24 protein-coding genes are annotated in these 23,702 nt (G+C 58.6%); 10 read left to right on the plus strand and 14 right to left on the minus strand.

Annotated elements, in window-relative coordinates; translation table 11 throughout:
- The first annotated feature begins 115 nt into the window (after positions 1-115).
- Together FIU93_RS17045 and scpA are read left to right on the plus strand one after the other, a co-directional pair.
- Complete coding sequence (locus tag FIU93_RS17045) at positions 116-2,128, plus strand: methylmalonyl-CoA mutase subunit beta (protein ID WP_152506258.1); 2,013 nt, start codon at positions 116-118, stop codon at positions 2,126-2,128.
- A complete protein-coding gene (gene scpA, locus FIU93_RS17050) occupies positions 2,125-4,290 on the plus strand; it encodes a methylmalonyl-CoA mutase (protein ID WP_077292598.1) in 2,166 nt (721 codons plus the stop codon). Before FIU93_RS17045 ends, scpA begins: the two co-directional genes overlap by 4 nt.
- A gap of 18 nt (positions 4,291-4,308) precedes the next feature.
- Here scpA and FIU93_RS17055 read toward each other — a convergent pair whose 3' ends face one another.
- Complete coding sequence (locus tag FIU93_RS17055; protein WP_077292599.1) at positions 4,309-4,578, minus strand: hypothetical protein; 270 nt, start codon at positions 4,576-4,578, stop codon at positions 4,309-4,311.
- 202 nt (positions 4,579-4,780) lie between these two features.
- Between FIU93_RS17055 and FIU93_RS17060 the strand changes: the two genes are divergently transcribed.
- On the plus strand, positions 4,781-5,167 hold the full coding sequence (locus FIU93_RS17060; protein WP_055654947.1) for a YkvA family protein: 387 nt from the start codon (positions 4,781-4,783) through the stop codon (positions 5,165-5,167).
- On the opposite strand, the gene FIU93_RS17065 is transcribed toward FIU93_RS17060, so the two are convergent.
- Together FIU93_RS17065 and FIU93_RS17070 are read right to left on the minus strand one after the other, a co-directional pair.
- On the minus strand, positions 5,164-5,385 hold the full coding sequence (locus FIU93_RS17065) for a helix-turn-helix transcriptional regulator (protein ID WP_023000973.1): 222 nt from the start codon (positions 5,383-5,385) through the stop codon (positions 5,164-5,166). The two genes, FIU93_RS17060 and FIU93_RS17065, sit on opposite strands and share 4 nt — an antisense overlap.
- A gap of 346 nt (positions 5,386-5,731) precedes the next feature.
- Positions 5,732-6,313, minus strand: a complete 582-nt coding sequence (locus tag FIU93_RS17070) for a hypothetical protein (RefSeq protein ID WP_023000974.1) — start codon at positions 6,311-6,313, stop codon at positions 5,732-5,734.
- Positions 6,314-6,493: 180 nt separating this feature from the next.
- Between FIU93_RS17070 and FIU93_RS17075 the strand changes: the two genes are divergently transcribed.
- Positions 6,494-7,249: an outer membrane beta-barrel protein gene (locus tag FIU93_RS17075; RefSeq protein WP_152506259.1), complete on the plus strand. Its 756-nt coding sequence runs from the start codon at positions 6,494-6,496 to the stop codon at positions 7,247-7,249.
- A gap of 107 nt (positions 7,250-7,356) precedes the next feature.
- Here FIU93_RS17075 and FIU93_RS17080 read toward each other — a convergent pair whose 3' ends face one another.
- The 5 genes from FIU93_RS17080 to FIU93_RS17100 all read right to left on the minus strand — a co-directional run bounded on the left by FIU93_RS17080 (position 7,357) and on the right by FIU93_RS17100 (position 12,794).
- On the minus strand, positions 7,357-8,712 hold the full coding sequence (locus tag FIU93_RS17080) for a TRAP transporter large permease subunit (RefSeq protein WP_023000976.1): 1,356 nt from the start codon (positions 8,710-8,712) through the stop codon (positions 7,357-7,359).
- 3 nt (positions 8,713-8,715) lie between these two features.
- Positions 8,716-10,050 (minus strand): TRAP transporter small permease subunit, encoded by a 1,335-nt coding sequence (locus tag FIU93_RS17085; protein WP_152506260.1) that lies wholly within the window; start codon positions 10,048-10,050, stop codon positions 8,716-8,718.
- A gap of 96 nt (positions 10,051-10,146) precedes the next feature.
- Positions 10,147-11,253, minus strand: coding sequence for a TRAP transporter substrate-binding protein DctP (gene dctP, locus FIU93_RS17090; protein WP_023000978.1), 1,107 nt, complete (start codon positions 11,251-11,253; stop codon positions 10,147-10,149).
- Between the two features lie 322 nt (positions 11,254-11,575).
- A complete protein-coding gene (locus FIU93_RS17095) occupies positions 11,576-12,238 on the minus strand; it encodes a haloacid dehalogenase type II (RefSeq protein ID WP_023000980.1) in 663 nt (220 codons plus the stop codon).
- A gap of 121 nt (positions 12,239-12,359) precedes the next feature.
- Positions 12,360-12,794, minus strand: a complete 435-nt coding sequence (locus tag FIU93_RS17100; RefSeq protein WP_152506261.1) for a VOC family protein — start codon at positions 12,792-12,794, stop codon at positions 12,360-12,362.
- A gap of 314 nt (positions 12,795-13,108) precedes the next feature.
- Between FIU93_RS17100 and FIU93_RS17105 the strand changes: the two genes are divergently transcribed.
- On the plus strand, positions 13,109-13,966 hold the full coding sequence (locus FIU93_RS17105) for a branched-chain amino acid aminotransferase (protein ID WP_152506262.1): 858 nt from the start codon (positions 13,109-13,111) through the stop codon (positions 13,964-13,966).
- 10 nt (positions 13,967-13,976) lie between these two features.
- Here FIU93_RS17105 and FIU93_RS17110 read toward each other — a convergent pair whose 3' ends face one another.
- Entirely contained in the window at positions 13,977-15,167 is a 1,191-nt protein-coding gene (locus tag FIU93_RS17110) for a YbfB/YjiJ family MFS transporter (RefSeq protein ID WP_152506263.1), read from the minus strand.
- Positions 15,168-15,964: 797 nt separating this feature from the next.
- Here FIU93_RS17110 and FIU93_RS17115 point away from each other — a divergent pair.
- The 4 genes from FIU93_RS17115 to FIU93_RS17130 all read left to right on the plus strand — a co-directional run bounded on the left by FIU93_RS17115 (position 15,965) and on the right by FIU93_RS17130 (position 18,825).
- Complete coding sequence (locus FIU93_RS17115) at positions 15,965-16,567, plus strand: superoxide dismutase (RefSeq protein WP_152506264.1); 603 nt, start codon at positions 15,965-15,967, stop codon at positions 16,565-16,567.
- A 206-nt stretch (positions 16,568-16,773) separates the two neighbouring features.
- Positions 16,774-17,229, plus strand: a complete 456-nt coding sequence (locus FIU93_RS17120) for a cytochrome c (RefSeq protein WP_152507621.1) — start codon at positions 16,774-16,776, stop codon at positions 17,227-17,229.
- A gap of 143 nt (positions 17,230-17,372) precedes the next feature.
- Positions 17,373-18,305: a cytochrome c gene (locus FIU93_RS17125; RefSeq protein ID WP_152506265.1), complete on the plus strand. Its 933-nt coding sequence runs from the start codon at positions 17,373-17,375 to the stop codon at positions 18,303-18,305.
- A gap of 28 nt (positions 18,306-18,333) precedes the next feature.
- Positions 18,334-18,825 (plus strand): GNAT family N-acetyltransferase, encoded by a 492-nt coding sequence (locus FIU93_RS17130; protein WP_152506266.1) that lies wholly within the window; start codon positions 18,334-18,336, stop codon positions 18,823-18,825.
- 195 nt (positions 18,826-19,020) lie between these two features.
- Here the strand turns inward: FIU93_RS17130 and FIU93_RS17135 are convergent, their stop codons facing one another.
- The 3 genes from FIU93_RS17135 to FIU93_RS17145 are packed head-to-tail and all read right to left on the minus strand — an operon-like array spanning position 19,021 to position 19,946.
- Positions 19,021-19,395: a RidA family protein gene (locus tag FIU93_RS17135; protein WP_152506267.1), complete on the minus strand. Its 375-nt coding sequence runs from the start codon at positions 19,393-19,395 to the stop codon at positions 19,021-19,023.
- A gap of 17 nt (positions 19,396-19,412) precedes the next feature.
- Complete coding sequence (locus tag FIU93_RS17140; RefSeq protein ID WP_152506268.1) at positions 19,413-19,631, minus strand: DUF2798 domain-containing protein; 219 nt, start codon at positions 19,629-19,631, stop codon at positions 19,413-19,415.
- 6 nt (positions 19,632-19,637) lie between these two features.
- Positions 19,638-19,946 carry a putative quinol monooxygenase gene (locus FIU93_RS17145; RefSeq protein ID WP_023000990.1) on the minus strand — a complete coding sequence of 103 codons (309 nt, stop codon included), beginning with the start codon at positions 19,944-19,946 and terminating at the stop codon, positions 19,638-19,640.
- Between the two features lie 99 nt (positions 19,947-20,045).
- Between FIU93_RS17145 and FIU93_RS17150 the strand changes: the two genes are divergently transcribed.
- Positions 20,046-20,972 (plus strand): LysR family transcriptional regulator, encoded by a 927-nt coding sequence (locus tag FIU93_RS17150; RefSeq protein WP_152506269.1) that lies wholly within the window; start codon positions 20,046-20,048, stop codon positions 20,970-20,972.
- Positions 20,973-20,976: 4 nt separating this feature from the next.
- Here FIU93_RS17150 and FIU93_RS17155 read toward each other — a convergent pair whose 3' ends face one another.
- Together FIU93_RS17155 and FIU93_RS17160 are read right to left on the minus strand one after the other, a co-directional pair.
- Entirely contained in the window at positions 20,977-21,375 is a 399-nt protein-coding gene (locus FIU93_RS17155; protein ID WP_023000992.1) for a hypothetical protein, read from the minus strand.
- Positions 21,376-21,579: 204 nt separating this feature from the next.
- A complete protein-coding gene (locus tag FIU93_RS17160; RefSeq protein WP_152506270.1) occupies positions 21,580-23,664 on the minus strand; it encodes a S9 family peptidase in 2,085 nt (694 codons plus the stop codon).
- Positions 23,665-23,702: the final 38 nt, after the last annotated feature.

Below are 23,702 nucleotides of genomic sequence, written 5' to 3' on the forward strand. Positions count from 1 at the left end.
CCGGTTTCACCTGATTCAACTGTCCGAGACCTTGTGATCTTCAAATCCTTACCCATTCTGCTGAGTTGCCAAGCTTCGGGCCCAGGGACTAAAACGGGGCCAGGGAGTACGTGCGATGCCGAACAGCTTTACTGGACCTGAAAGTTTTTATTCTGCCGACGCGGAGGCCTGGTGGGCTGCCGTCGACAAAGCCCTGAAGGGGAGCGCCCGGCAGAAGCTTTACGGGAAAACCGAAGATGGACTGGATATCGCGCCGCTTTATGAGCGCAGGACAGACAGTCCGGCGCGCGCCCTTCGGGCTGCCGCAGGCGACTGGTCGGTGGTCCAGCGGATCGACATTCCCGATCCTGCCGCCGCAAACGCACAAATTCTGGAAGATCTGGAGGGTGGCGCGAGCGGCCTTGACCTGATTTTCCGCGGTGCTGCCGCATCATACGGCAATGGCATCCGGGTAGACGATCTATCCGGTGTCGACCGCCTCCTGAAAGACGTCGAACTGGATCTGATTGACCTGCGCTTTGAGGCGGGACGGGAAAATGTCGAGATTTTCGCCTCCATTCTGGCATTGCTCGAAAAACGCAAGATCGATCCGGCAAGCGTTCGCCTGACGGCCGGGATCGATCCCTATGGCTGGGTGGCAGTCAATGGTGTCGCACTTGCCGACATGGAAAACGCCTACAGGCATTTCCGCGATCTGGTGGTCGCAGCGCATGATTTTGGCAGCCCGGCACGGGTAATGAAGGCCGATGGCCGCATATGGCACGAAGCGGGGGCAACGCCTGCGCAGGAGCTTGCGCTTGTTCTGGCTTCCGCCACAGCTCACATGCGCTTGCTGGAAGGCACGAGACTGGAACCCGAACAATGGGCTGACAGAATTTCCTTCAGCCTGATCGCGGAAGCCGACCAGATCGGAACTATTGCCAAGGCCCGCGTGATCCGCTCGCTCTGGGCGTCGGTACTGGACGGTGCAGGACTGCCGCAAGCGGCCCTGCCGTTGCATATGTCGACTTCCTACAGAATGCTGACTCGCCGGGATCCCTGGGTCAATCTGCTGCGCAACACCGTGGCAACCTTTGCAGCCGGTGTCGGTGGTGCAGACAGTGTCTGTGTCCTGCCGCATACGCTGGCTGTCGGTTTGCCCGACGGCTTTGCCCGCAGGCTGGCGCGCAATACGCAGTCTATCCTTCTGGAAGAAAGCAACCTTGCGAAGGTGACCGATCCGGCCGCCGGCTCTGGCGCCATTGAAGACCGGACGGATACAGTTTGCGAGGCTGCCTGGAGCCTCTTCCAGGATATCGAGGCGGCCGGTGGCCTGTTCGAGGCGGTGCGCACGGGCCTCGTGCATGATCGCATCGGGGCTGCCAGGGCCGGTCTTGCCAAGAACATCGCCACCAGAAAGCGTCCTATCACCGGCGTAAGCGAGTTCCCGGACCTTGCTGAAAAGCCTGTTGCGGTGCTGAAATCGAGCAAGGAAGATCTTGCAGGCGTGAGCGCACCGCGTGAGGACCTGCCGGAACCGGGAGACGGCGAGCGCTTTGCGACACTGCGCAAGCTAGCCCTTCAGGGAGTGCCCCTGAGCGAGCTGGGCATGCGGCTTGACCTTCTGCCGCGCGACTATTCCCTTCCGAAGCTGGAAACGGCCCGGATAGCGGAGCCCTTCGAACAGCTTCGTAGCAGGTCAGAAGCCTTCGAGCAGGCCGCGTCGACAACGCCAGCGGTATTCTTGGCGTCTCTCGGCAGTCTGGCCCAGTTCTCGGCGAGAGCCACCTGGACGGCAAACGCCTTTGCGGCGGGCGGGTTGAAACCCGTCGGACCGGCTGTCTATGGTTCGCTTGAAGATCTCGTTGAGGCCTTCCGGCAAAGCGGGGCGATGCTTGCCTGTCTCGTCTCTACGGACGATGTTTACGAGGCACAGGCGGAAAAAGCAGCTCAAGCCCTGAAAACGGCAGGGGTGGATTACCTCTACCTTGCAGGGCGCCCTGGAGACCGGGAAGATGCCTATCGCAAAGCCGGTGTCGACGCTTTCGTCTTTGCCGGATGCGATCTGCTTGCACTCTTGAAGGATGCATTTGACCGGCTGGAGACCCAACAAGGGGTCGAGCCGAAAGATCTGGAGGTCCAATCATGAGCAGGATCCCGAATTTCGCTGACAAGCCGTTCCGGAAAATCGTGAAGGCTGCGGACGCCGGCTCGCAGGAGAGCTGGCAAACGCCGGAAGACATCGTTGTGCCGCCTGTCTATGGGGCGCAGGATCTTGAGGGACTGAAACATCTGGATACCTGGCCGGGCCTGCCGCCATTTCTGCGTGGTCCTTACCCGACGATGTATGTCCAGCAGCCCTGGACAGTGCGCCAGTATGCCGGGTTCTCAACGGCCGAAGATTCAAACGCCTTTTACCGGCGTAACCTTGCCGCCGGTCAGAAGGGCCTTTCGGTGGCCTTCGACCTTGCCACGCACCGCGGCTACGACAGCGATCATCCGCGTGTTTCGGGTGATGTCGGCATGGCAGGGGTGGCGATCGATTCCATCTATGACATGCGTACGCTCTTTTCCGGCATTCCGCTGGACAAGATGAGCGTCTCCATGACCATGAACGGCGCGGTGCTGCCGGTGCTGGCGCTTTACATCGTGGCGGCGGAAGAGCAGGGCGTTGCCCAGAAGGACCTGTCAGGCACCATTCAGAATGATATTCTGAAGGAGTTCATGGTCCGCAACACCTATATCTATCCGCCCAAGCACTCCATGCGGATCATCTCGGACATCTTCAAATACACGTCCCAGAACATGCCGCGCTTCAATTCGATCTCCATTTCCGGCTACCACATGCAGGAAGCGGGGGCGACGGCGGATCTGGAGCTGGCCTATACGATTGCCGACGGCATCGAATATGCCCGCGCTGGTGTCGCCGCCGGCATGGACATCGACCAGTTCGCACCTCGGCTGTCCTTCTTCTGGGCGATCGGCATGAACTTCTTCATGGAAGTTGCCAAGCTGCGTGCCGCGCGCCTGATCTGGGCGACCCTGATGGAAGAAAACTTCCAGCCGAAAAACCCGAAATCCCTGTCGCTGCGCACCCATTCGCAGACCTCCGGCTGGTCACTGACGGCACAGGACGTCTTCAACAATGTCATTCGAACCTGTGTGGAAGCCATGGCGGCAACGCAGGGGCATACGCAGTCGCTGCACACGAATGCGCTGGACGAGGCGCTGGCTCTGCCGACCGATTTCTCCGCACGTATCGCCCGCAACACGCAGTTGTTTCTGCAGCAGGAAAGCGGCACGACGCAGGTGATCGATCCCTGGGGCGGTTCCTATTACGTGGAGAAGCTGACGGCAGACCTTGCCGAGAAGGCCATGGCGCACATCCGCGAAGTGGAAGAGCTTGGCGGCATGGCGAAGGCCATCGAGAAGGGCATTCCGAAGCTGCGGATCGAGGAAGCAGCCGCCAAGACACAGGCGCGCATCGACAGCGGTGCGCAAACCGTGGTCGGCGTCAACAAGTTCAAGCCTGAAAGCGAACAGGCGATCGACGTTCTGAAGGTCGACAACGCCCAGGTGCGCGCCGCCCAGATCGATAAGCTCAAGCGCCTGCGTGAAGAGCGCAACGAGGCCGAGACCCAGGCCGCCCTGGAAGCGTTGACCCAATGTGCCGCGTCCGGTGACGGCAATCTGCTGGATCTTTCGGTCAAGGCCGCACGGGCCAAGGCGACCGTGGGAGAAATCTCCCTGGCAATGGAGAAGGTGTTCGACCGGCACAAGGCCGAGATCAAGTCGATTGCCGGTGTCTACAAACGGGAGGCCGGAGCCATGTCCGGAACCATCGAGAAAGTCCAGAAGCTGGTGGAAGCCTTTGAAGACAACGATGGCCGCCGACCACGTATCCTGGTCGCCAAGATGGGGCAGGACGGACACGACCGCGGTCAGAAGGTGATTGCTTCGGCGTTCGCCGATCTCGGTTTCGACGTTGATATCGGGCCCTTGTTCCAGACCCCGGAAGAAGCTGCCCGCCAGGCGGTCGAAAACGATGTTCACGTGGTCGGCGTGTCATCGCTGGCGGCGGGCCATCTGACACTGGTGCCGGCTCTGAGGCGGGCGCTGGCGGAAGAAGGCCGGGAAGACATCATGATCGTCGTTGGCGGTGTCGTGCCTCCGCAGGATTATGACGAACTCTACAAGTCCGGGGCGGCGGCGATCTTCCCACCGGGAACCGTGATTGCGGAAGCGGCCATCGGTTTGATCGGCAAACTCAACGAGCAATTGGGATATGGCTCCGCTGAAGCAGCTGAATAAGGCCCGTGTCGGCAGTCGTCAGGTATCCTGGAACTTGCTCACCGGGACCGGTGGTTCCAGGTACATGCCGAAGAGGTAAGGACCCATGCGCCAACGGATTTCCGTAAAGACCCGGGTCAATTCCTTGTCGTCATCGATCAGCACCCGGTCCGGCACCGGCAGGTCCGGGTCCTGAACGACGATGCCGATGTCGCCGTTCTCAAGGTCGTAAAGCGTGCATTCGCTCAGGTGCGTGCTGTCGAGATTGAGCAGCTTGCCTGATCGCAGCCGCGCTCTTGTTGCAGGCACCGGCCTGCCTTCAAGGGGGGAATTTGATCGCGTCATGGCTAAAGACTGCTCGCTCCGTCGGACCTGTTGAAATTACGGAGGATGTTCTAGGCAGCGTAGCTTGCGCAGGACTGGAAGGTGTTTCGGGCCCGATGACCTTCCGGCCGACACTGCCCAGGGCCTGCGGTGTCGCAGGGACTGTTTCCAATTCACGCGGGCTGACATGCTGAAGGACACCATCAAGACCTGGGCAAAACGCATCAAGCGAGATCTCCATGCCCTTTATCTGGCTGGAAGGGACCCGAGGGTTCCCTGGTATGCGAAGGCCCTGGCCATCGCAACCGCAGCCTATGCTCTGTCACCCATTGACCTGATTCCGGATTTCATTCCGGTGATCGGATATCTCGACGATCTGCTTCTCGTGCCGCTCGGCATCTACCTGGTGGTGAAGCTCATTCCACCGCAGGTGATGGAGGACTGCCGGGTGGAAGCTGACAGGAGATCGGAAAAGCTGCCTGCCAGCAAAATGGCGGCAATCCTGGTTCTACTGATCTGGATCGGTGCGGCGTTGGCTGCACTTTTGTGGTTCTGGCGGCGTGTTTCTGTCTAATCTTCCGGAGTTTTTTCGGGCTCGTAAATCAGAATGTCGCCGGGTTGGCAGTCGAGCACGTCGCAGATCTTTTCCAGGGTCTCGAAACGGACACCCTTCACTTTTCCGGACTTGAGCAGCGAAACATTCTGCTCGGTGATGCCAATGCGTTCGGCAAGCTCCTTGGACCGCATCTTCCTGCGGGCGAGCATTACGTCCAGTTCAATGATGATGGGCATGAAGGGACCCCCGGCGCTGTCGCTTGCTTATTTTTCGATTTTCTTCTGCGAGCTGGACGGCCTTACGCAAGAGAGAGATGAGCAAGGCATGAGTGTCCCGAGAATCATGCCTGATATTTCACTGCCATCAGCCACGGCGTCAACAATCCTTTGTTCTTGTGAAAGCTTCCGGCGCGCAAACGCGACTGGCCGTGGATGACCGGGAGCCTTGTTGCTTGCAAAGGCTGAGAGAAGGTGCGGAGGCTGAAGACATCTGCCCATCTCGGTGCCACCGTGCATGAGGCCGAGTTGCCGGAGACAGGCAACGCCATTGATGTTCAGCATTCGCAACGCTCCATGGTCCACCTCAAATGAACTGCTGGTTCTCGTCTGCAATCAGGGCAGCCTCGCGAAGGATCCAGCCGAACAGCAGCATCAAGGCACCAAGGACGAGAAAGAAGATCTCGCCACCGTCCAGACTGATGTCGACTGTGCGCTGGCCCGGGGGAAAGTCATAGGTCAGGAGGACCGAGCCGATCGGATCGCTGATCAGGTCGAAGACCGCGAACACGATAAGCCAGATGCCGAAGGAAAACACGTTTGCAAGCGTCTTCGGCGAGAAGAACTCCATCTTCTGAAACCGCTTGAAGACCTGGCGGATATTCCAGCCCACCGCCAGCAGCAGACTGAAGGCAATGGCTGCCAGTATGGATATTCCGATGCGCTGCACCTGCGGAATGTCACCCAGCATGCGTTCGGTATCGGCGACATCAAATGTTTCTTGCGCACCGATCATCAACTCGTTCGGCAGGGCGATACCGATCGTGACGACCACGCCCAGACCCAGCAGGATCAACAGGATGATGGTGACAGCCCATTTCATGAACGCGGATACACGCCGGATCCGCGTCAGTCGCTTCTCCCGTTCCGCCCATTCGAGTTCGCTCATCGGTTACTCCGCATCGTGTCATTGCGGCATCGTATCTAGTTCATCTGTCGGGAAAACACAAATTCAAAAACATTGCTATTGACAAAAAAATTATTGCAATCAATTTTCAAATTATCGTTTTACATTAATTTTTTGAATTTGTGAGGCGATGAGATTGTCATACATGAAGTGAGATCACTGATGGTAAGTTCCTTTGCCAATTATGTTTTTCGTGCGCCGCCGGCCATCGGGCGCGGTCGCTCCAGGCAACGCCCCGGTGTGATCAGGCGTGTTCTGCGGAGCCACTGGCTGTTGGAGCCGCTGGTTCTGTGCGCCGTTCTTGGTGTGCTTGTCGTTGGGGCGAGTGCTGCCGATCTGGAGACTTTTGACGCTCCTGTCTATTCGCAAGCGCCACAGTCGCTCTGGGCTGGGCCTTATCTCGGCTTTGAAGCAGGTGTTTCGCAGACCGTGACAGACGTCAAATCAGGCGGTCGATCGAAGGATTTTTCGCGGGTCGACGCATCGTTCGGTCTTTTCGGCGGCTACAACTGGGAAGTCTCCCGCTTCGTCTTGGGTGTCGAAGGCGGTGCAGCCTATCTCGGCGGCCGTGAAAAAGGCAACCATCCGACGCTGGGCACCATCGAGACAGGATCCAAGTGGACGATCAATGCCAAGGCCCGGGTCGGCGTGCCGATCAACAACGTCATGCCTTATCTCAGCCTCGGTATTGCCGCGACAGAACACAGCCTCAAGGCGAACGGGACGGAGAGAAACTCCGTTTCGATTGGTCCGGTGATCGGCGGGGGTGTCGAGGTTGCGGTAACGGATGCGTGGCATCTCAGGGCCGACTACTCGATGACCGGGATCCTGGACGAGAAGGCCGGATATGGCGGTGCGAAGGTAGATCGGACGGCCGGTAACCATCGGCTCATGATCGGGCTCTCCCGTTCGTTCTGATCTGTCTCCTGACAAGCCAACCCTGTCGGGCAATTTGTCCGGCAGCGTGGAACGGCTGCGCTTTTCCCACTGAGCGCAGCCGTTTCCCTTTGTCTTTGTGGGCTCTGCTATCCGTAGACCAGGTTCGGCAACCAGGTGATCAGTCCGGGGAACAGCATGCACAATGCCAGTCCAAGCACCTGAAGCGCCAGGAAGGGCAGGGCAGATTTGAAGATGTCTGTCATCGGAATGTCCGCCGGAGCGACGCCTCGCAGGTAGAAGAGTGCGTAGCCGAACGGTGGTGACAGGAAGCTCATCTGCATGTTCACCAGATAGAGAACACCGAACCACAGCACCAGATCGTCCGGGCTGTCGAGCCCGAAGGAGGCTGCTCCGAGCGCCTTGATGATCGGCACGAAGATCGGCACGCACAGGAGCAGGATGCCGACCCAGTCCAGGAACATGCCCAGGACGACAAGCACGATCTGCATGATGATCAGAATGCCCCATGGGCCGAGGCCGGTGGCTTCCAGCGCGCCTTGCACGAACTGCTGACCGCCTTCCAGTACATAGAGACCAACGAAGATGGTCGCGCCGAACATGATCCAGATCACCATGGCCGAAGCCTTCAAGGTGGTCAGCGAGGCTTCGCGCAGTGTCTGCCAATCGAGATTGCGGTGGATGGCGGCCACGACAATGGCGCCGAAGGTGCCGATGCCGGCTGCTTCCACCGGAGTTGCGACGCCGGTGAAGATCACGCCCAGCACGATCACGATCAGCGCGATCGGCGCAGACATGTTCGACAGCAGCCGGACCTTTTCCTTGAACGGAATACGTTCTTCCTCCGGGATCGGCGGGCCTTTTCTGGGGTCGATCATGCAGCTGACGATCACATAAAGGATGTAGAGCCCGGACAGCAGCAGGCCGGGAATGACCGCGCCGATGAAGAGCTCACCAACGGATTGTTCGGCCACGACGGCGTAGATGATTGCCAGGATCGACGGCGGGATCAGGATGCCAAGCGTTCCTCCGGCCATGATCGAGCCCATGGCGATCTTCGGATCGTAGTTTCGCTTCAGCATGGCGGGCAGGGCGATGATGCCCATCGTGACAACAGCCGCCCCGATGACACCCACCATGGCCGCCAGTACGGTGGAGGCGATGATGGTGGCAGCCGCCAGGCCGCCCTTCACGCCGCCAAGCACCTTGTAGATGACATCGAACATGTCGTTGATGATGCCAGCCCGTTCCAGCATCGATGCCATGAATATGAACAGCGGGATTGCCGATAGCTGGTAGTTGGTCATCAGCGGAAAGATGCGCGACGGCACGATGTTGAGCGCCCGCTCGTCACCCAGGACGAACAGGAACACACAGGCGAGCCCTCCCGTAACGAAGGCCAGCGGCAGCCCTGCCATCAAGAGGACCAGCAGCGAGCCGAACATGATGAGTGTCAGCCACTCGATTCCGATTTCAAGTCCCATCGATCAAGCCCTGCCCATCACTGCGCGGATGTCCTGCGCGAATTTGGAAATTCCCTGGAGCACCAGCAGCAAACCGCCGAGCACCATGACCCACTTCATTGGCCAGAGCGGCACTTCCCATTCGTTGAAGCTGATTTCGCCCCAGCGGATGTTCGGATCGGTCCATTGGGCCAGGTTCCAGCTTGCAACGACATCGCTGAAGCCGATTTCACCGCGCGCCCAGTCAGATACCAGCGAGTTGCCGGAGGGAACCGCGATGGCATCGAAGGCGAAGATCCACGAAGTCACCAGCAGGGTGCCGGCGAAGATGAAGAAGAAGACGGATGTAAGCAGATCGACAATTGCCTTGCGGCGCGGCGACAGCGGCGCATAGAAGACATCGACCCGTACGTGGGATTCCGTCAGCATGGCGTAGGAACCGGCGATCAGGTACTGCATGCCGAACATGAGGTACATCGCCTCGTGAGCCCAGTTGGTCGGGCTGCCGAAGACGTAGCGGCTCATGACCTCGAAGTAGTAGACAAGAACGGCGATCACCGCCCAGTAGCTGACAAACTCGCCACAGTAGAGCGAGAGCCGGTCAATCCAGCCGGTCCAGCCGGAAGAGACGTGATCCGCATCGTCCTTGCGCTCGGCTTCTTCAAGCTCCTTGAGCTTCTTTTCCGCCTCGCTGAGTTCCGGGTCCGGTGGCAGGTTTTCGTTCGCTTTGGAAACCAGCCGGGGCAGGAGGAGTGCGTCGACCGCCACACCTGCAAGCAGGAGCCAGAAGGCGTACTTGGCAACATTGCCCCAGAAATCGAGGGTTTCGCGAGCTGTTACGGCAGCTGGGCGGGCGGTCTCCAGAGTTGCTTCGGCCTCGGCCACCCGGGCCTTGCCCTGTTCGACACGTTGTTCGGCGCGCTGGACATCCCGTTCCGCGCGGCGCTTGGCAAAGCTGCCTTCTTCGGCCTGCGCTTCCGCCTCGGCGAGCTTTTGGCGCAAGGCAGGAAGATCGGCCTCTGCGGTCTTCACCCTTTCGCCTTCGCGCTCGAGCGTCCGCTCCGCCTGTCGCACTGCGTTGGCCATATCCGAGACAACCGCGCGCGCATCCTGGCTTTGTGCGTTGGCGTAGAGGATCAGCACGAACACCGGGATATAGACCAGGCCGATCAGGCTTTTCAGGTAAAGCCGATGCAGGCCCAGGATGCCGCCGGTGACGAGAATGAAATAGCCGAGCACCAGCGAGTAGCGCCGTTCAGTCGGCTTCGGCCGCTTGGCAAGGGCAGCGGCGATCAGCGGAAAGATGATCAGCCCCAGCCAATAGGCCCAATGCGGCAGGGTAAAGTCCAGATGAGGCATGCCTCTCCCTTCCCCAGGGGAAACAAGCCCCTGTTGAGTTGAACAGGACCCGCGCGGCTGGCCGCGCGGGTCCGTTTCCCGAGACGTCGTCTGGGATCAGAGGTCGAGTTCGAGGCCTTCGACCTGCTCCGGCGTGACGTAGCCGAGTGAACCGGACATCATGTAGTCGAGCTGAATCTTGAAGAGGCGCGCGCTGTCCTTGTCCCGGTTCGCATAGTTGAACCAGATCGGAACGGCGACTTCGGTCATCAGTTCGACATCGTCCTGGCTGAGCCGGGTGATTTCGGTGCCGTCGGCCTCGAACTTCGCCCAGGCTTCCTGGTCTGCCTTCTGGATGGCTGCATGGTGCATGTCGGAATAGACGTGTGTTTCCATCTCGACGAATTGCTGCATCTGCGGGCTGAGCGCATTCCAGGCATCCATGCCGACGGTGATGTCCATAAGGTCGACCGGCTGATACAGCGACATGAAGCCCGGAGGGCCCATGGAGATGTATTTGGTGACCTGGCTGAAACCGAGGGCATAGTTGACCGCCGGACCGACATAATCGGCGACGTCGATGGTGCCTTTTTCAAGTGCCGGGAAAATCTCCGATCCCGGAAGCACCGTCGTTTCCGCGCCGATCTCGGTGAAGACTTCGGCGACCATGCCGCCGGGCAGGCGCATCTTGCGGCCGCGGAAGTCATCGATGGAGCGGATCGGCACCTTTGAATGGATGATGTTGGGGCCGTGATGCACCGGTCCGACAAACATCATGTTCTGTGCGGCGTAGAGTTCACGGGCGATTTCGAGACCGCCAAGGGAATAGTAGAACACGTCCCATTCGTGCGGGTTGCGCATACCGAGCGGATAACTCGTCAGGAAGGTGGCCGCGGGGATGATGCCCTGCGCATAGATCGTGAACGGGTTGACCGCGTCCAGAACGCCATTCTTGACGGCGTCGAACAGCTGGAAATCGCCAACGACGTCGTTGGCGCCGAATGGCTGGAAGGCGAGCTCCCCGCCTGTCTTTTCGGCAATGGTTGCGCACCAGTCCTTGAAGATCTGCAAACCGGCACCGCCTGGCCAGGACGTCTGGATTTTCCAGGTCGTCGTCTGGCCTTGTGCCGAAGCGATATGCGGCGCAGCGAGTGTCGCTGCTCCGACCGTGCCGGCACCTGCGAGCGTCCGCAGGGCCTGCCTGCGTGTCGTAAGTTGTTTCATGGTATCCTCCCAAATAGGTCTGGGAGCAAATGAGCGCTCGCGCGGGGAGTGTTTCAACGCCCCTTCTTCTTCGCGGAGACAAACCAGCTGTTTGTGTTCTTAAGCAGTTGTTTTGTAACTGGTTCGGGATGACCTCGAGGAAGTCTGTCGCTCTTCTTTTCCTCCCAACCAAGGGAAGGATATTACACTTACAGAATCCTGCAACCTTGCCGGACGCTCAAAACATCTTTTCCTTTTTGGAAAAAATGGCCGGAACTGTTTTGAAAATAGAGAAACACAAAGCTGACGCTGTCTCCTCTTCCTGAAGGGAAGTGGTGTCAGGTCAGCCGAGTGTGGCGAGCCCTGTCAGATCCGCCAGAACCGCCTTGGGAGAAAGGTCCGGATATTCGTCAGGCATGCCCATCCGGTTCATCCACACGGTACGGAACCCGAATGCGGTAGCACCGGCAATATCCCAACGGTTTGAAGACTGGAAGGAAACCTCTTCCGGATAGATCCGGAAATGGGTCGTGACCATTTCATAGACCTGCGGATCGGTCTTGAAGGTTCGAAGCGCGTCGACGGAAAAGATCTCGTCGAAAAGTTCCGTCAATCCGGCGGCCTTGGCGGCAGCTTCGAGCATGGCCGGAGATCCGTTGGACAGGATCGCGATTTTAGCGCCGGTTGCCTTGAGGTTGGTCAGCACCTGCGGCACTTCCGGGTAACAATCAAGTTCCCAATAGGCGCTGAGAAGATCTTCGCGCAACGACTTGTCAGCGGAAGGCACCAGGGCGAATGCGGTGTCCAGGCCTTGCTGGGTCAGTTCCCAGAAGTCCAGATACTTGCCCATGAGGGCACGCACCCAGGAATATTCAAGCTGCTTTTCCCGCCAGAGAGACGACAGTCTCTGGGCATCCGGTCCGAGCTTCTCCGCATGTTTGCGGACGGCGGCATGCACATCGAACAAGGTTCCATACGCATCGAACACGTAAGCTGCATGCGCCATCTTCAAGACCTCCAAGCCCTTTCACGAAACCGCGGAAGAGAACAGCCTGCGGCCTCCTGCGTCAAGCGCAGCTATCTGCGACAAAGGTCGCAGGCAGGACTTATACAACAATTGTGCCCTGCTATTGGACTGGAGGCAGGGTGATTGCGCCATCCTCTTCCACCGGCCAGAACGGGTTATAGGCAATCTCGAGCAGGTGACCGCCGGGGACTTCCACGTAAGAGGAATACCCGCCCCAGAAGGCTTTCTGGGGTTCCTTGACCGATCGGGCACCCGCGGCGAGCGCTTTCAGGAAGCTTGTGTCCACCTCGGCTTCCGACCTGCCGTTCCAGGCGAGCGTCACCGCACCGGTGGGGCTGCCGGTAACAGAGCGTCCGATTTCCTCTTCCAGGGAGGCGCGGCCATAGAGGGCAAATACACTGCCGGGAACCTGGAAAAAGACCACTTCTGGGCCCGGCGAGGAATGAACCTGCCATCCCAGGCCGTGTTCGAAGAAGCGGCGTGCCTCGGCAACGTCTTCAACCACGAGCGTCGTCACTGAAATGCGCTGTTCCATCCTGAACTCCCAAAATTGTAGCGGGAACATATAGTGAACTTTGTGTAACGAGAGTCAATGGTCCGAGGGCGGGGGCATTGTTTCCAAGCCAAAGGTCGGTGAGGGGATCCACATCTTGTCATTGCAGAACCCGACTTGAAAAATTGATGTCGCTCAAGTGGGTGTTTTGGTGATTTTTATCCTGATTTCACCGTATCTTGCGAAGAATGACAGCAACTTTCCTCAATTTCGCGGTAAGCTATTGACCTGCCGGGATGAGCGGTGTTGTTTCGGCGGACAGACTGCACAACCGCAGCGCAGAAAAGGGAAGAGACATGAGCGGATGGAGTGACACCTGGACCTGGATCGACGGGACTTGGCACGAGGGCAATCCGCCGATCATGGGCCCGCGCACACACGCTTCCTGGCTCGGTTCCAGCGTTTTTGACGGGGCCCGCTTCTTTGAAGGTGTGATGCCGGACATCGATCTCCACTGCAAACGCGTCAACGACAGTGCCGTGGCGCTGGGCATGAAGCCGACCATGAAGGTTGGTGAAATGGTCGAGCTCACCAAGGAAGGCTGCGCCAAATTCGGTGGTGACCAGCAGATCTACGTCAAGCCCATGTACTGGGTCGAAAGTGACGGACCCGGGGTGATCGTGGGCGATCCGGACAGCACGCGGTTCTGCCTGTGCCTGTTCGATGCGCCGATGGCACCCAAGGATGCGGCGATGAGCATCACGCTGTCTCCATTCCGCCGTCCGACTGTTGAATGCATGCCTGTCAACGCCAAGGCCGGCTGCCTTTATCCCAACAATGCGAGAGCGATGCTGGAGGCCAAGGGGCGCGGCTTCGACAACGCGGTCGTTCGCGACATGCTGGGCAATGTCGCTGAACTGACATCGGCCAATATCTTCATGGCCAAGGAAGGCAAGGTACACACGCCGGTTCCCAACGGCACCTTCCTGAACGGCATTACCCGTCAGCGCGTCATTCAGCTGCTGCGGTCCGTTGGCTATGACGTTTTCGAGCGCACCATGGACTATGGCGAATTCCTGGAAGCCGACGAGATCTTCTCGACAGGGAACTACAGCAAGGTAACGCCGGTCAAGCGGATCGAGGACCGCGACCTGCAGCCGGGTCCGATCGCGGCTCGCGCAAGAGAACTCTACTGGGAATTCTCCCACGCCTGAGTGGAGAGTGTCATCTGACGACCAGAGCCGCGGCTACCACAAGCGCCGCGGCGGCTGCCAGGGATGAAGCAGTAAAGGACCCGGTCAGATGGTGCATCTGACCGGCAACCCAGGGCCCGGCCATCTGCCCGACGCCAAAGCTTGCCGTCAATACCGCAAGCATCTGACGGATTGCTGCCGGTCCGTCCCGGCTGACTTCGCGCCGTGCCTCCATCAGGCCAAGCGCAGTGATACCCATGAAGGTTGCCCCGAGGAGCGCTGCTCCGAAGAGGAAGAGCGCAGGCGCTGTGCTCACCGCCGTCAAGGCAACCCCTGCCGCTTCCAGCACGCAAGCAAGAGCGAAGCCCTTTCGAGTGCCCATGCGGGCGGCAATCCTGTTCCAGACGTAAATTGAAGGTGCAGCGCACAGCCCAACTGTCAACCAGACGAAGGCTTCGGTTGATTGAAGCGCCGGATTGGCGCGTGCGATCGTATTGACGAAGGTCGCGGTGATGACATAGCCGAAACCGAACAGACCGTAGGCCAGAATGAGGCGGATGCGACTGGCAGAGCCAAACGGAGATGCCGGCGGAGATGCCGGGGCTTCGTCGGGGGAGCTTTGCGCAGGTGTGGTAACCGGCTGGGGAGACGGCTCGGACGGCACCAGAAATGCAGCCACCAGAAGAAAGCAAAGCGTGGCAGCGCCACTGGCCAGCCAGAGCCCACGCCAATCTGCCCCCAGATGCGCCAGAAGGGCGACCAGAACAGCGGAAAAGGCAATGCCGCAGCCGACCCCGGCAAAGTGGAGGGCGCTCAAACCGCCGCGACCGGCTGCCGTCAGCCGCTCCAGGATCAGGCTGGTTGAAAAGACCAGCGCAAAGGCGCTTGCGACCCCGCTGGCGAAGCGGATCAACAGAAACAGCGACAGGGAAGTGGTCAGCGCCATGGCGGCACTGGTCAGGGCGCTGGCAAGAAGCCCACCGAGAAACCACAGCCGGGGATTGCCGGGCAGGGACCTTGAGGCGCCGGCAAGAGCTCCGGCCAGGTATCCGAGAAAATTTGCGGACGCGATCAGGCCGGCATCATCAGGTGGCAACCGCAGGCCGTCGGTCATGAAGGGCAGGATCGGTGTATAGACGAACCGGCCAATGCCCATCGCGGCTGCAAGGGCGAGCAGACCACCGAAAGCCAATGCGGCAGGAGAGCGCGAGATGGGTGACATGGGGTTCCGGTCGTCAGGCGATTGGTGAAAACTGACATGCAGTCGTTGCTATCTTGCACGATCGCCCTGCTTTGTCATTTCCAGGAACGAGTTCCGGTTGCGTTGGTCTAGGGCAGGGTGAAGGCGATCAGTTTCCGGTGCGGACACCAGGGGCGACAAGCCGAGTATTGGTGCGCATTGCCTTTCGCAGGGCATTGGTTCGCACCGACTGGACCTTGGAACCGGGAGCCCGGGTCATGCAGGCCTTATGGATACAGTCGCAATGAACCATGCTCCACCGTAGCAACTGTTCGGGTAGCCGCAGGTCTTGTCGTTACATCATCAAATCCAGTTGTTTTAGCATTCGCCGAGATCACTGCCGTTTCAGAGCCTGGTCTGAGAGGTGTGTTGGTGGTAGGGAGAATGTTTCTTGAGAAAATAAGTGATATTTTCTATTTATTATTCAATATAATACTAGATATAAATTAAATAATGATCGAAATATGCTGAATATTATTAGATAATTCTATATTTTTTAAGTGATTTCGTTAAAAATGACGATGATTTTCTTTGGAAAATTACTGGTCACATTCCCGTGAATGGCGCAACTGCAGCCGCGTGGACGCGTTCCCCTCGTGGGAAGTGTCAATGGCAGATCGTACGTCCTAAAATAAAAAGAAAAAATTTCTTTATTTTAGGGATCGGCGCTTGCCGTGACGGCCCAGCAATCCTATTTTGCCGCTCGACGCGGCCGTTCCTGAATTCATTCTTGAGGCAGGAACGTCGCCGCCGGTCACCGACCTTTTAAGGAGTTTGTCATGTCTTTCGAATTGCCTGACCTGCCGTATGCATATGACGCGCTGGCCCCTTACATGTCTGCTGAAACTCTCGAGTTTCACCACGACAAGCACCACCAGGCCTATGTCACCAAAGGCAACGAGCTGCTCGCCGGCAGCGGCCTGGAAGGCAAGTCCCTGGAAGAAATCGTGAAGGATAGCTTCGGCAAGAACGCTCCGCTGTTCAACAACGCCGGTCAGCACTACAACCACATTCACTTCTGGAAGTGGATGAAGAAAGACGGTGGCGGCAGCTCGCTTCCGGGTGCGCTGGCTTCCGCTATCGACAGTGATCTTGGTGGTTTCGACAAGTTCCGCGCCGACTTCATCGCCGCAGGTGTTGGCCAGTTCGGCTCCGGCTGGGCCTGGCTCGCAGTCAAGGACGGCAAGCTGGAAATCATGAAGACCCCGAACGGTGAAAACCCGCTGGTACACGGCGCAGCGCCGATTCTCGGCTGCGATGTGTGGGAACACTCCTATTACATCGACTATCGCAATGCGCGCCCGAAGTACCTCGAAGCTTTCATCGACAGCATGGTCAACTGGGACTACGTGCTGGAAATGTACGAAGCTGCAACGAAGTAATTCGGGATACATCCCGTTTTGCGGAACCCCGGCCTGAACAGGCCGGGGTTTTTTGTTTGGCTGTTTCGTCAGCGTTGACGCTGTGTTCACCGAACATGGCGCACTTCACGCGACCGTGATTTTCAGACCGAGCGGTACATGGGCTGTACTCGCACTGGTGAATCATTGCCGAAGGCAATTTCCACGAGAGGGAGAGAACGATGCGAATGATCAAATCGGCTGTTGTATTGGGTCTTGCGGCCGGGATTGGCCTTGCCGGTTCCATTGCTCAGGCGTCTGACGATCCGATTGCGACCCGGCAGGCCATCATGTCGTCGGTCGGCGCGGCTGCCGGGCTCGGTGGTGGCCTGATGAAAGGGGAGATCGCCTATTCTCCTGCTGCCGGTAAGGCTGCCATCGCAACGATGAATGCAGCAGCCCTGACATTCGGAGACTATTTCCCTGCTGGCTCCGATCAGGGTGAAACCGGAGCCGCTGCGGCCATTTGGGAAGATCCGGACGGATTTTCCGCTGAGCTGGCCAAGTTTGCGGACGCGACTGCAAAAGCCTTCGAAGCATCCGGCAAGGACGGTCCTGCGGATGTCGAGGCTTTCAAGGCTGCGATGGGCCCCGTGTTCGGCTCTTGCAAATCGTGCCACGAAACTTACCGTAAGAAAAACTGACCGGCGGCATTCCGGGGTCTACCGCACACAGACTGCAACAGGCAGGCTCCAGACTGTGAGACAGATCAGCGGCTTTTCACCTTGCCCGGGTTGAAGAGCCGCTGTTTTGGCGTTTCGGTGCCAGGAAGACCCAGGGAGACCTCATGAAAAAGGCTGTCATCGTCCTCGTCGTTCTTGCGGTTGTTGCGGCAGGTGCGGGTTGGTTCCTGTCCGCGCCGACGAAGCTGAGCGAAGCCCAGCTTGCCGCCATTGCCCAAGGGGATGCGTCGCAAGGGGAACTTGTATTCTGGGCCGGCGGTTGCACGTCCTGCCATGCGGCCAAGGATGCCGCAGGAGACGACAAGCTGAAGCTTGGCGGCGGCCTTCGCCTGGAGACGCCGTTCGGGGTGTTTGTTGCCCCGAACATTTCGTCCAGTACGACAGACGGTATCGGAGCCTGGTCGCTTGCTGATTTCGCCAATGCCATGACGCATGGCACATCGCCGGACGGGCAAAACTATTACCCGGCGTTCCCTTATACTTCCTATGCCCGTATGTCTGGCGAAGACATCGGCAATCTATTTGCCTTCATGAAAACGCTGCCGTCCGTCAACGGCAAGACGCCACCTCACGAGCTCGGTTTTCCGTTCAATATCCGTCGGGGGTTGGGGCTGTGGAAACGGCTGTTCCTGGATCCGTCACCCGTCATAGCCGCCCCTTCAAGCGGGAACGAAGTCGACCCTGCCCTTTGGGACCGCGGGCGGTATCTGGTGGAAGGGCCCGGCCATTGCGGTGAATGCCACACGGCTCGAAATTTTGCAGGGGGACTGGATCTGGCGAAATGGCTCGGTGGCGCACCGGCTCCCACAGGAAAAGGCCGTATTCCGGACATTACGCCGGTTGATGGTGGTTTCGGCAGTTGGAGCGCAAGCGATATTGCCTATTATCTGGAAAGCGGCTTCACGCCTGAATACGATTCCGTCGGCGGTGAAATGGTGCATGTTCAGGAAAACATGGCCAAGCTTCCTGCCAGTGATCGTGAAGCGATAGCCGCCTACCTGAAAGCCATCCCGCCCGTTGCGCCGACAGCCAACTGACGACACCACGCGGACATTTTGTCATTCCATGATTCAATCGCAGCAAATTTCAATCGTACCCGTTTCAACCGAAAGCGACCTGGCGCCGATCCGGCACCTGTTTCGGGCCTATGTCGACTGGCTCGGCATCGACCTTTCCTACCAGGGCTTTGAAGAAGAGCTTGCAGGTCTGCCGGGGAAATACGCGCCGCCGTCCGGGGCGCTTTTCCTGGCGAAGGATGAGGAAGGCTCGGTTCTCGGTTGTGTTGGCCTGCGAGCGTTCGGAAAAGACGGCGCGTGTGAAATGAAGCGGCTCTACGTCCTGCCGGACGGACGCGGCAAGGGTGTGGGTGGTGCGCTGGTGGAGGCTGTAATTGCAGCGGCGGTTGCCGCCGGCTACCGGGAGATGCTGCTGGACACGCTGCCAAGCATGACGGGTGCCATCAAGCTCTATAAAGCCGCGGGGTTTGAGCAAGTTGGCGCCTATTACGATACGCCGATCCTGGAGACGGTTTTCTTCAAAAAGCAACTGAACGGGTGAACAACTGACGCTTTCAAACAAAACCACCTGCGAGCAGGTGGTCAAGTTTCGCTTTTTATTATTGGGTCGTTTTGCCCGTGCACAGTTATTCAAGAAGTTGGAACGGGTATCTCCATCAAGTTGTAGAGCCGGTCCATTGCTATTCAACTAAGGTATAATACGTATTTCTCAATCCGGTTGCAAGTCGTTCATCGATCAGGTTGCAATGATCGCTTCAACTTCGACCCTCAACTGTGGGTGAAACAGAGCGGCAACACAGACCAGCGAGCTGGCAGGAACCTCATTTTCATAGAGTTCTGCAAGGGCTGACCGGATTTCCGGCAAGTCGGTCATGTCGGTGACGAACACGGTTACTTTCACCAGATCTTTCAGTGATCTTCCATAGTGGGCGGCGATCGTGTGCAGCTGAGCGAACACCGCCTTGATTTGCGGGCCGGCCGAATCGGCCTGAGCAGGTGTGCCGAAAGCTGTGAAACCGGATGTATAGACCGTCTGTCCATGCCGAACGGCGTGAGTATAGGGGCCTGCCGGCAGGCCCAGTTCCTCGAAATTCTGTCGGGCAAGAGGCATCGTTTTTCCTTTTCTGATTACGGCAGGCGGGCTGAAAGGAACAGCGTTGCCCTTTGCACGGGCGGGCCAAGAAAGAAGGCGATGACGGCAGCAGCGGGCCAGGCCAGACGGAAGGCATTCATCCATTGCCAGAAGAACCTGTCGCTCCAGCCGAGGTTCAGGAATGTGACCCAGCACGACATCAAGAGCGACAGACCCAGTGACATCAGCAACGTCGCGATCAATCGGTTCTTCATGACTGACTACCTTTTGATCGCTTCGCTGGTGCCGATTTCGCCCAGTTCTTCAATGTAGCTGACCTGTGTCAGGTTCTGCGCGAGATAGGCCTTGGTGTGCGGCATTTCGAAATGGGCGGCCAGGGCGTCCTTGTCAGTCCAGCTTTCCCACAGGGTGAACTTGTCGGGATCCTGCAGGTTCTGCCGGATTTCAAAGAAATTGCAACCGGGTTCGTGTTGGGTTTCAGCCACAAGTCGGCGCAGTTCCGTCTCTGCCCTGGTCCGCTCCGCACCTTGTTGCAGTTCGATACCAGCGCTGATGAAGTAATTGCCCATGAGTGTCTCCGTTGCGTTTAAGGACGAAGACAGATTTATTGATTTCTCTAATCTCAATCTATATCGAATAATGAGAGTTTAAATTTTGAAAATGAAATCATGCTCGACGACATCGCTTTGTTTGTTCATATCGCGCGTAATCGAAGCCTGGCAAAGGCTGCCGCGCATCTCGGATTGCCTGCGGCAACGGTGACCCGGCGCCTGGCGAAGCTGGAGGAAACCATAGGCACGCAGCTGGTCTTCCGCTCCGCGCGGAAGTTCGATCTGACGGTGGCGGGTGAGGCGTATTTCGAGGCCTTTGCCGACCTGGTTCAAAACGCTGAGACGACATTGGACGGGTTAAGCACCGATCTGCACGGTCTTCGGGGAGCGTTGAAGGTGGCGGCGCCTACCAATATTTCCATCGGCATCCTGCAGCCCATGTGGTCGGATTTTCTCAAGACCTATCCGGAGATCCAGCTGACGCTGACGCTCAGCAACGAGAACAAGGATCTGCTGGAACACAGGGTCGATATTGCCCTCCGGGCCGGACCCCAAACCGATGAGCGGCTTTACCAGAAGCGTCTCGGGGTGGTGGCAACGGTTCTCGTTGCGGCGCCTGCTTATCTTGAACAGGCGGGTGCCCCGGAAAGTCCGGACCAGATCGGCCGGCACAAGGTGGTGCGGGTGTCCACGCTTCCGCAATGGCAACTGACAAATCGGGAAACAGGCTGCCGCGAAACCGTGCCTGTCGATGCACGTGTGGTTGTCGATGACATCAGTCTTGCCCGGCAGCTGGCCGGCGACGGTCACGGGCTCGCACTGTTGCCTGTGAGCGAGATTTCCGATGACCTGATTTCAGGCCGCCTCACACCTGTGCTCGCAGACTGGCAAGGGCAGCAACGGGATATCTTTGCGGTATGGCCCACCGGGCGGCTGCTCAACGCCCGGGCGCGCTGCCTGCTTGATTACATGGAACCGTTCATGGCAGCGCTTCCCGTGTTTCAGGGAACTGTCGTCCAGCGTGATCCTGCAAGATCCGCTTGATGTCCTACGCTGTGTAGGGATTGCAGCGGATGTAGCGCGGCTGATCGATGTAGCTGGACATGACCGCAAGCCATGCGTTGCATTCGCCTTGAGTCTTGAAGCAACCGGCCTGGGAGATGATGTATTTCTGGCTGAAATTGAAGACCTTGCCACCGGCAATGCCTTTCCAGCCGCTGCCGGTAAAGGTGCGGCAGTCATAAGCTGTGTTGTAGGTGCTGGGGATGTCCTGCCGGTTCTTGGTGAAGGTGGGGGAGAACAGCAGCGTTTCCACTACGTTGCCGCCGGTCGTGTCATAGGACTGGCATGCGGCAAGGCTCAGCGTGGCGGCCATGACCGGAACCAGGCGCAACCCCTTTTTCAGCCCATCAGCAAGGCGGTGCGGAAGTGTGCGGTAGCAGGTCATCACGGGCTCCAGTGAACAGCATCGGTACGGTCCAGGACCGTTCAATTGATTGATTTGCAACAACTCTCACATGAGCCGAAGACTTGGTCAAAATCAAGTCACGTTCGCTCGGGTGGTACCCGCAAGGGCGTGTGAAAGGAATTTAGGTTCCCGGGCGTGCGAACTGCTCCGCACGCCCGGAAAATCCTCGGGTCTGACGAAGTGTCAGGCCTTGTCGGTCACCAAAAGGGCAAAGGCCTGGGTTTCGGCGACTTCCTTCAGCCGGTCGAAACGGCCGGAAGCGCCGCCATGACCGGCTTCCATGTTGGTTTTCAGCATCAGCAGCTTGTCACCTGTGCCGGTTGCCCGCAGCTTGGCAACCCATTTGGCCGGCTCCCAGTAGGTCACGCGCGGATCGGTCAATCCGCCTACCGCCAGGATGGCCGGATAGGCCTTTGCCTCGACGTTGTCATAGGGCGAGTAGGACGCGATGTAATCGTAGGCTGCCTTGTCCGTGATGGGGTTGCCCCATTCCGGCCATTCCGGCGGCGTGAGCGGCAGCGTGTCGTCCAGCATGGTCGACAGAACGTCGACAAACGGAACTTCGGCAATGATGCCGCCGAATTTTTCCGGTGCCAGATTGGCAATCGCCCCCATCAGCATGCCGCCGGCCGAGCCGCCCTGAGCGACGATACGGTCGTGCGATGTGAAGTTTTCCGCAACAAGATGGTCTGCTGCGGCTATGAAGTCGCTGAAGGTATTCTTCTTGTTCTCGCGCCGCCCATCCTTGTACCAGTGGAAGCCCTTGTCCTTGCCGCCGCGAATATGGGCGATGGCGTAGACGAACCCCCGGTCGACCAGCGACAGGCAGTTGGTGTTGAAGCTCGCCGGAATGGTGATGCCGTAGGAACCATAGCCGTAAAGCAGCAGAGGTGCGGAGCCGTCGAGCCTGGTGTCCTTGCGGTAGAGCACAGACACCGGCACGGTTTCGCTGTCGGCTGCGGGAGCCATCAACCGGCGGGTGACATAATCGTCCGCATCATGGCCGGAAGGCACTTCCTGTTCCTTGCGCAGAACACGCTCGCGGGTCTCGACATTGTAGTCGAAGGTCTGCGATGGCGTTGTCATCGAGGAATAGGTGAAGCGGATCGTGCTCGTGTCGAACTCGTAGCCGCCGCCAAGGCCGAGCGAATAGGCTTCCTCGTCGAAGGCGATGGAGTGCTCGATGTTGTCTGCAAGCCGGCGGATCACGATGCGCGGCAATCCGTCTTCGCGCTCCAGCCGCGTCATGAAGGACTTGTAGACGCAATGCGACAGGATCAGGCATCCTGCCTTGTGAGGCACAAGATCGGACCAGTTTTCGCGGCCGGGATTGCCTTTAGGCGCAGTGACGATCTTGAAGTCCTCGGCGCCGCCTGCGTTGGTCAGGATGTAGAGTGTGTCGCCGTGATCGTCGATGGAATACTCGATACCGGTCTCGCGCTCTGCGACAAGCACCGGTTCGGCGGTCGGGTCGGTGGCCGGGATCATCCAGACTTCGGAGGTCTCGTGATCATGAATGTCGATGACGATCGTGTCGCCCGACTGGGTCTTGCCGACGCCCATGAAGAAGCCGGCATCCTTTTCCTCGTAGACGAGAACGTCGCTCGCCGGATCGGAACCGACTTCGTGACGGAAGAGTTTCGAGGGCCGGTGGTTGGCGTCGAGGCGAACGTAGAAGACATAGCGGCTGTCTTCCGAGAAGACGCCGCCGCCGCCCGTATCCTCGATGGCGTAGTCGAAATCCTTGGCAGACTGGGCGTCGCGCAGCTTCAGTGAATAATATTCCGAGCCCTTGTCGTCATAGGCCCAGGCGATGAGCTTGTGATCCGTCGACTGGCTGACGCCGCCGATCCGGAAATATGTCGTTCCTTCGGCTTCCTTGTCGCCATGGAGAAGAACCGTTTCCGCGCCGCCGTCACGCGGGGTGCGAAAGAAAACCGGTTGCTGGCCGCCGGTTTCATACTTGAGGCCGTAAGCGAAGGGGCCGTCGGGAGCAGGAACCGAGCTGTCGTCTTCCTTGATGCGGCCGCGCATTTCCGCAAAAAGCTTCTCCTGCAGAGCCTTCGTCGGCGCCATCTGCGCTTCGTGATAGGCATTCTCCGCTTCCAGATAGCTGCGGATGTCGGCATCCAGCACGGACGGGTCTTTCATGACCTCCTGCCAGTTGTCCGCCCTCAGCCAGGCGAAATCGTCCTGGCGGGTAATGCCGTGGGTCTCAAGGGTGAGGGGGCGCGCTGCGGCGCGCGGGGGAAGGGCATCCTGTTTCATGGATCGGAGGTAAGATTTTTGAGCCTTGAAGGCAAGGG

Source organism: Labrenzia sp. THAF35 (assembly GCF_009363595.1).
Classification (GTDB): domain Bacteria; phylum Pseudomonadota; class Alphaproteobacteria; order Rhizobiales; family Stappiaceae; genus Roseibium; species Roseibium algicola.

Bases quoted from the DNA above. Each gene is read 5' to 3' on its own strand.
- FIU93_RS17045 (WP_152506258.1), top strand. From the start codon at position 116: ATGCCGAACAGCTTTACTGGACCTGAAAGTTTTTATTCTGCCGACGCG.
- scpA (WP_077292598.1), top strand. From the start codon at position 2,125: ATGAGCAGGATCCCGAATTTCGCTGACAAGCCGTTCCGGAAAATCGTG.
- FIU93_RS17060 (WP_055654947.1), top strand. From the start codon at position 4,781: ATGCTGAAGGACACCATCAAGACCTGGGCAAAACGCATCAAGCGAGAT.
- FIU93_RS17065 (WP_023000973.1), bottom strand. From the start codon at position 5,385: ATGCCCATCATCATTGAACTGGACGTAATGCTCGCCCGCAGGAAGATG.
- FIU93_RS17070 (WP_023000974.1), bottom strand. From the start codon at position 6,313: ATGAGCGAACTCGAATGGGCGGAACGGGAGAAGCGACTGACGCGGATC.
- FIU93_RS17075 (WP_152506259.1), top strand. From the start codon at position 6,494: ATGGTAAGTTCCTTTGCCAATTATGTTTTTCGTGCGCCGCCGGCCATC.
- FIU93_RS17080 (WP_023000976.1), bottom strand. From the start codon at position 8,712: ATGGGACTTGAAATCGGAATCGAGTGGCTGACACTCATCATGTTCGGC.
- FIU93_RS17085 (WP_152506260.1), bottom strand. From the start codon at position 10,050: ATGCCTCATCTGGACTTTACCCTGCCGCATTGGGCCTATTGGCTGGGG.
- dctP (WP_023000978.1), bottom strand. From the start codon at position 11,253: ATGAAACAACTTACGACACGCAGGCAGGCCCTGCGGACGCTCGCAGGT.
- FIU93_RS17095 (WP_023000980.1), bottom strand. From the start codon at position 12,238: ATGGCGCATGCAGCTTACGTGTTCGATGCGTATGGAACCTTGTTCGAT.
- FIU93_RS17100 (WP_152506261.1), bottom strand. From the start codon at position 12,794: ATGGAACAGCGCATTTCAGTGACGACGCTCGTGGTTGAAGACGTTGCC.
- FIU93_RS17105 (WP_152506262.1), top strand. From the start codon at position 13,109: ATGAGCGGATGGAGTGACACCTGGACCTGGATCGACGGGACTTGGCAC.
- FIU93_RS17110 (WP_152506263.1), bottom strand. From the start codon at position 15,167: ATGTCACCCATCTCGCGCTCTCCTGCCGCATTGGCTTTCGGTGGTCTG.
- FIU93_RS17115 (WP_152506264.1), top strand. From the start codon at position 15,965: ATGTCTTTCGAATTGCCTGACCTGCCGTATGCATATGACGCGCTGGCC.
- FIU93_RS17120 (WP_152507621.1), top strand. From the start codon at position 16,774: ATGATCAAATCGGCTGTTGTATTGGGTCTTGCGGCCGGGATTGGCCTT.
- FIU93_RS17125 (WP_152506265.1), top strand. From the start codon at position 17,373: ATGAAAAAGGCTGTCATCGTCCTCGTCGTTCTTGCGGTTGTTGCGGCA.
- FIU93_RS17130 (WP_152506266.1), top strand. From the start codon at position 18,334: ATGATTCAATCGCAGCAAATTTCAATCGTACCCGTTTCAACCGAAAGC.
- FIU93_RS17135 (WP_152506267.1), bottom strand. From the start codon at position 19,395: ATGCCTCTTGCCCGACAGAATTTCGAGGAACTGGGCCTGCCGGCAGGC.
- FIU93_RS17140 (WP_152506268.1), bottom strand. From the start codon at position 19,631: ATGAAGAACCGATTGATCGCGACGTTGCTGATGTCACTGGGTCTGTCG.
- FIU93_RS17145 (WP_023000990.1), bottom strand. From the start codon at position 19,946: ATGGGCAATTACTTCATCAGCGCTGGTATCGAACTGCAACAAGGTGCG.
- FIU93_RS17150 (WP_152506269.1), top strand. From the start codon at position 20,046: ATGCTCGACGACATCGCTTTGTTTGTTCATATCGCGCGTAATCGAAGC.
- FIU93_RS17155 (WP_023000992.1), bottom strand. From the start codon at position 21,375: ATGACCTGCTACCGCACACTTCCGCACCGCCTTGCTGATGGGCTGAAA.
- FIU93_RS17160 (WP_152506270.1), bottom strand. From the start codon at position 23,664: ATGAAACAGGATGCCCTTCCCCCGCGCGCCGCAGCGCGCCCCCTCACC.